Annotated in this window: 9 protein-coding genes; 5 read left to right on the top strand and 4 right to left on the bottom strand. The window is 69.7% G+C overall.

Going from position 1 to position 3,811, the window contains the following annotated elements:
* From ABZY91_RS05550 to ABZY91_RS05540, 3 genes are all read right to left on the bottom strand, one after another.
* A partial coding sequence (locus ABZY91_RS05550) for an NUDIX hydrolase (RefSeq protein WP_355399925.1) occupies positions 1-183 on the bottom strand: 183 nt, incomplete at its 3' end.
* 77 nt (positions 184-260) lie between these two features.
* Positions 261-497 carry a hypothetical protein gene (locus ABZY91_RS05545; protein ID WP_355399923.1) on the bottom strand — a complete coding sequence of 79 codons (237 nt, stop codon included), beginning with the start codon at positions 495-497 and terminating at the stop codon, positions 261-263.
* On the bottom strand, positions 494-748 hold the full coding sequence (locus ABZY91_RS05540; RefSeq protein ID WP_355399921.1) for a hypothetical protein: 255 nt from the start codon (positions 746-748) through the stop codon (positions 494-496). The genes ABZY91_RS05545 and ABZY91_RS05540 overlap by 4 nt, the downstream gene beginning before the upstream one ends.
* Before the next feature lie 90 nt (positions 749-838).
* Here ABZY91_RS05540 and ABZY91_RS05535 point away from each other — a divergent pair, with 90 nt between their 5' ends.
* Genes ABZY91_RS05535 through ABZY91_RS05515 form a run of 5 tightly spaced genes read left to right on the top strand, consistent with a single transcriptional unit; the run spans position 839 to position 2,641 of the window.
* On the top strand, positions 839-1,705 hold the full coding sequence (locus tag ABZY91_RS05535) for a helix-turn-helix transcriptional regulator (protein ID WP_355399919.1): 867 nt from the start codon (positions 839-841) through the stop codon (positions 1,703-1,705).
* Positions 1,702-1,908 carry a DUF397 domain-containing protein gene (locus tag ABZY91_RS05530; protein ID WP_355399918.1) on the top strand — a complete coding sequence of 69 codons (207 nt, stop codon included), beginning with the start codon at positions 1,702-1,704 and terminating at the stop codon, positions 1,906-1,908. The genes ABZY91_RS05535 and ABZY91_RS05530 overlap by 4 nt, the downstream gene beginning before the upstream one ends.
* A 59-nt stretch (positions 1,909-1,967) precedes the next feature.
* Positions 1,968-2,180: a hypothetical protein gene (locus ABZY91_RS05525; protein WP_355399916.1), complete on the top strand. Its 213-nt coding sequence runs from the start codon at positions 1,968-1,970 to the stop codon at positions 2,178-2,180.
* Positions 2,177-2,395, top strand: coding sequence for a DUF397 domain-containing protein (locus ABZY91_RS05520; protein WP_355399914.1), 219 nt, complete (start codon positions 2,177-2,179; stop codon positions 2,393-2,395). Before ABZY91_RS05525 ends, ABZY91_RS05520 begins: the two co-directional genes overlap by 4 nt.
* A 39-nt stretch (positions 2,396-2,434) precedes the next feature.
* Positions 2,435-2,641, top strand: coding sequence for a DUF397 domain-containing protein (locus tag ABZY91_RS05515; protein ID WP_355399912.1), 207 nt, complete (start codon positions 2,435-2,437; stop codon positions 2,639-2,641).
* A gap of 59 nt (positions 2,642-2,700) precedes the next feature.
* Here the strand turns inward: ABZY91_RS05515 and ABZY91_RS05510 are convergent, their stop codons facing one another.
* Positions 2,701-3,336, bottom strand: coding sequence for a hypothetical protein (locus ABZY91_RS05510; protein WP_355399910.1), 636 nt, complete (start codon positions 3,334-3,336; stop codon positions 2,701-2,703).
* Between the last annotated feature and the right edge of the window lie 475 nt (positions 3,337-3,811).

The following is a 3,811-nucleotide window of genomic DNA, read 5'->3' as shown; positions in this document are numbered from 1 at the left end:
GTGGCGGCGGGCGGCGAGGTGGGGGAGTTCGTCGGCTTCGGCGCTGCCGCCGGGGAGCATGAGGCCGGAGCGGTAGGTGGTGGCGACGAGGAGGACCGCGCCGTCGCGGTTGAGGATGAGGGCCTGGTGGCCGAGGCGGCGGCGGGGCGGGTGGGTCAGGATCGTGGGGAGGTTGTTGAGCACGGGGGTCTCCTCGGTGGGGAGTTGACGGCGGTTCCGGTCAGGCCCGCGCCGGGGGCGGTGGGCCCGACCGTGGGGGTTCAGGGGGTGGGGTCGGAATCGGGACCGGGGTCGGGGTCGTGGTGGGTGTCGGGTGAGAGCCAGGTGAAGCAGGCGGGCAGGCCGGCGCTGATGCCGGTGGCGAGGACGAGGCCGAAGATCAGGAGGCGGGGTCCGAGCGGTCCGTCGTGGATCGGCCGGCAGACGAGGGCGGCGGTGAGGGTGCTGAGGGCGGGGACGCCGAGTGCGGTGGCGACGAGCGCGGGGGCCCGGTTCACGCCGGGTCGTCGGCGCGCGGCCTGCTGGGCTGCTGGACGCTGAGGTAGCGGGGTTCGGGCAGGGGTCGGACGAGTTCGGGCCTGGTGGTCCACTCGCAGCCGCCGCCCTCGCGGCGGAGGTAGGCGAGGCCGCCGAGGGTGTCCATGTAGACGCCTTCGAGCACCCCACCGGCGGGGACACGGCACCCGAAGTCACGGACCACCTCCCCGACGACGGGGGTGTACACGGGCATGCGGGGGCAACTGGGCATGGGGGCTCCATTGGTTGCACAGGGTCCCGGATCTCTCACGGGGTGTAGCCATCGTGGCCCGGCTGCGCCTACGATGGCCAGGGTCTAACCTTGACCGTTCCGACGGGTTATCTGGTGGCAACGCTCATGAACCACACCGACCTTGACGCGACCTCAACTCCACTCATCCGCTTCGGCATAGAACTGCGCAGGTCACGGCGGGCCGTGCGCTGGTCGCAGACCGAGTTGGGGCGGCGAATGGGCTATTCCAACGCCATGGTCTCGTACGTAGAACGAGCGAAGAAGGCGGTAACCTCTAAATTCGCGGTTAAGGCCGACGAGGTGTTCGAAACCGGTGGCACCTTCTACGAGTTGTGGTGCCGCCACTCCAAGGCGAGCCTGCTGGAGGGCTTCCCCGAGTTCGCCGATGCCGAGGCGAAGTGCCGCCGCCTTCGAGAGTTCGCACTGACCATCGTCACGGGACTGTTCCAGGTGCCGGAGTACGCCGAAGCGCTGGCGTTCGCCGCAGTCCAGCGCGGTGCGATCACGCAGTCCGAGGCAGAGCAGCGGGTCGAGTTCGTGGCGGCCCGTCAGCGGGTATTGGAACGGAAGAACCCACCGGTGATCCACGTGGTCCTGGACGAAGACTGTCTGGTGCGACCGATCGGCGGACGGACCGTCATGCTCAGTCAGCTCGACCGCATTGGCGAGCTGGCTTCCCGGCCGAATATCACCATCCAGGTGGCTCCTTTCACCCTGGGGGAGAACCTTCCTTTCACAATGCCAGTGACCCTGTTGGACCTTCCGGACGGATCCGCTGTGGGCTACGCCGAATCACATGCACGCGGCTACCTCGAACGAGCTCGCGAAACGGTCACGGCGTGGGAGAGAGAGTACGATCAGCTGGTGGTGGAGGCCCTGCCAAAGTCGGCTTCCCTGGCACTGATCCAGAAGGCTCGAAAGGAGCTAGCCCCATGAACCCCGAGCTGTCCAACGCATCCTGGTTCACATCGTCGCACTCCAACAACGGCGGTCAGTGCGTAGAGGTCTCCGCGAGCTTCCCCGGTACCGTTCCCGTGCGCGACTCCAAAGACCCCCAAGGCCCCGCGCTCATCTTCTCGGCCGACGCCTTCACGGCCTTCGTCGACGCCGTCCGGGCCGGCGAGTTCGGCACCGCCTGACAACCGCTCCGCCCGGCACGACCGGGGCGGAGCCCACGCGCCCTCCCGACACCCAGGCCGTGGCCAACCTGGCATTGCCGCTGGTTCTGCTGACCATGGCCGACCGCAGCATGCTCGGGTACACCGAGTCTCAGGAACGCGGCTTTCTCACCAGGGAATCCACAACGGTCACGATGTGGGCCAGGGACTACGATCGGCTCCAGGTGGGAGCCAGCTCGGATGTGGCCTCCCTGGAAGCGATCCGCGCAGCCCGGAAGGACCTCCGACCATGAGCAGCACCATCCCCGTAGACCTGACCGGCGCCGTCTGGGTCAAGTCCAGCCACAGCCAGAACGGCGGGAACTGCGTTGAAGTCGCCGCAGGATTCTCCGGCGCCGTCCCGGTCCGCGACTCCAAGGGCCCCCAGGGCCCCGCGCTCGTCTTCCCTGCCGGCGCGTGGCACTCCTTCGTCGCCGCCGTCCAGGACGGCGAGTTCGGCAGCGTCTGACCTGGCCTCCAACCAGAAGGCTCGAAAGGAGCTAGCCCCATGAACCCCGAGCTGTCCGGCGCATCCTGGTTCACATCGTCGCACTCCGACAACGGCGGTCAGTGCGTAGAGGTCTCCGCGAGCTTCCCCGGTACCGTTCCCGTGCGCGACTCCAAAGACCCCCAAGGCCCCGCGCTCATCTTCTCGGCCGACGCCTTCGCCACCTTCGTCGACGCCGTCCGGGCCGGCGAGTTCGGCACCGTCTGACAACCGCTCCCCGACGGCTCCGCCCGGCACGACCGGGGCGGAGCCGTCGTGCCCTCCCGTCAGGCCGCCCGCCAGCCGGGGGCGTACTCGATGTGAAGCATCCCAGGGTCCGTCTTCGCCTGCGTCCAGAAGCCCTTCCCACGGCTCTGACCGGGCTCGTGGTCCAGCTCGACGCAGTAGTGAACGCCCCCCGAGTACCCGGCCGCCGCCGCAGGCCCCTCAGTACCGAGCGACCTGACCAGCGATCCCGACCAGCGGAACGCCTCGGCGGTCCCCGAGACGAACAACGTCCGCGCCGCGATGGCGAAATGCAGCCCGTCCCGCCACTCGGCGTGGCGGTGGCGCGCGTAGTCGATCCCGTCCTCCGCCGGGAAGTCCGTATCCGGGATGTCCACGGTGTGCGGCGCCCCCGCGCCCAGCCGGGCCCGAACCTCCTTCCACCGTGAGGGCGGCAGGCCCACACCGTGCTGGAACAGGACGAGGTCCAGCCCGAGCCCGTTGTGCACCCAGTCCGACATTCCGACCGGTCCACGGGCCCAGGCCCGGAGCGGCAGGTGGACCAGCGAGCGCCGCGAGCGTGCGGCCAGCGCCCAGGCCGTGGCCAGGACCCCGGCCCCCGCGCGGTCGGCGTACAACTGCATCGAGAACTGGCTCTCGTACAGCGCGGCCCGGCCCTCCCGCGGGACGGCGGACACCACCCGGTACTCCCCCCGCCCCGTCCTGACCCGGTGGATCGTGGTCCTCAACTTCACCGCGCAGCCCGCATTCGTCCTCCGACGCTCCCGCCCCCGGTCCCTTCCGGAGGACGCGGCCTTTCTACCTCGCGCCACGGGCCCCTGTCGCCCGCATTTCCGCGCCCGCACGTACCAGGCGCGCCGCACTCCCCCTTCTCGGCGTTCCGCCCCGCCGGGTGTCATCCGGCGGGGCGGAACGGACCGGCAGCACCCGCGCGGCGCGGGCGGTCACCTCTGAACAGGACCTCGACGGCGGAAGGTCAGACCTTGCGGATGTTGTAGGCGATGCCGCTGCCGGCGCAGCCGCTGGTGCTGACGGAGCCGGAGACGACCCAACCCGCCGGGATCGGCGAGAACGAGCACACGGTGGCGTAGGTCTGCGTGGTGATCTTGGCGATCGAGTACGCGTAACCGGTACCCGCGCACCCGCCACTGC

Source organism: Kitasatospora sp. NPDC002965, assembly GCF_040611255.1.
In the GTDB taxonomy this organism is placed as follows: Bacteria; Actinomycetota; Actinomycetes; order Streptomycetales; family Streptomycetaceae; genus Kitasatospora.
Note: the sequence above shows the minus strand (reverse complement) of the source record. Positions and strands in the feature narration are given on the sequence as shown.

What these genes read in the sequence shown, in the direction of transcription:
- ABZY91_RS05540 (WP_355399921.1), bottom strand. Translation starts at nt 748, where the DNA reads ATGCCCAGTTGCCCCCGCATGCCCGTGTACACCCCCGTCGTCGGGGAG.
- ABZY91_RS05530 (WP_355399918.1), top strand. Translation starts at nt 1,702, where the DNA reads ATGAACCCCGAGCTGTCCAACGCATCCTGGTTCACATCGTCGCACTCC.
- ABZY91_RS05520 (WP_355399914.1), top strand. Translation starts at nt 2,177, where the DNA reads ATGAGCAGCACCATCCCCGTAGACCTGACCGGCGCCGTCTGGGTCAAG.
- ABZY91_RS05515 (WP_355399912.1), top strand. Translation starts at nt 2,435, where the DNA reads ATGAACCCCGAGCTGTCCGGCGCATCCTGGTTCACATCGTCGCACTCC.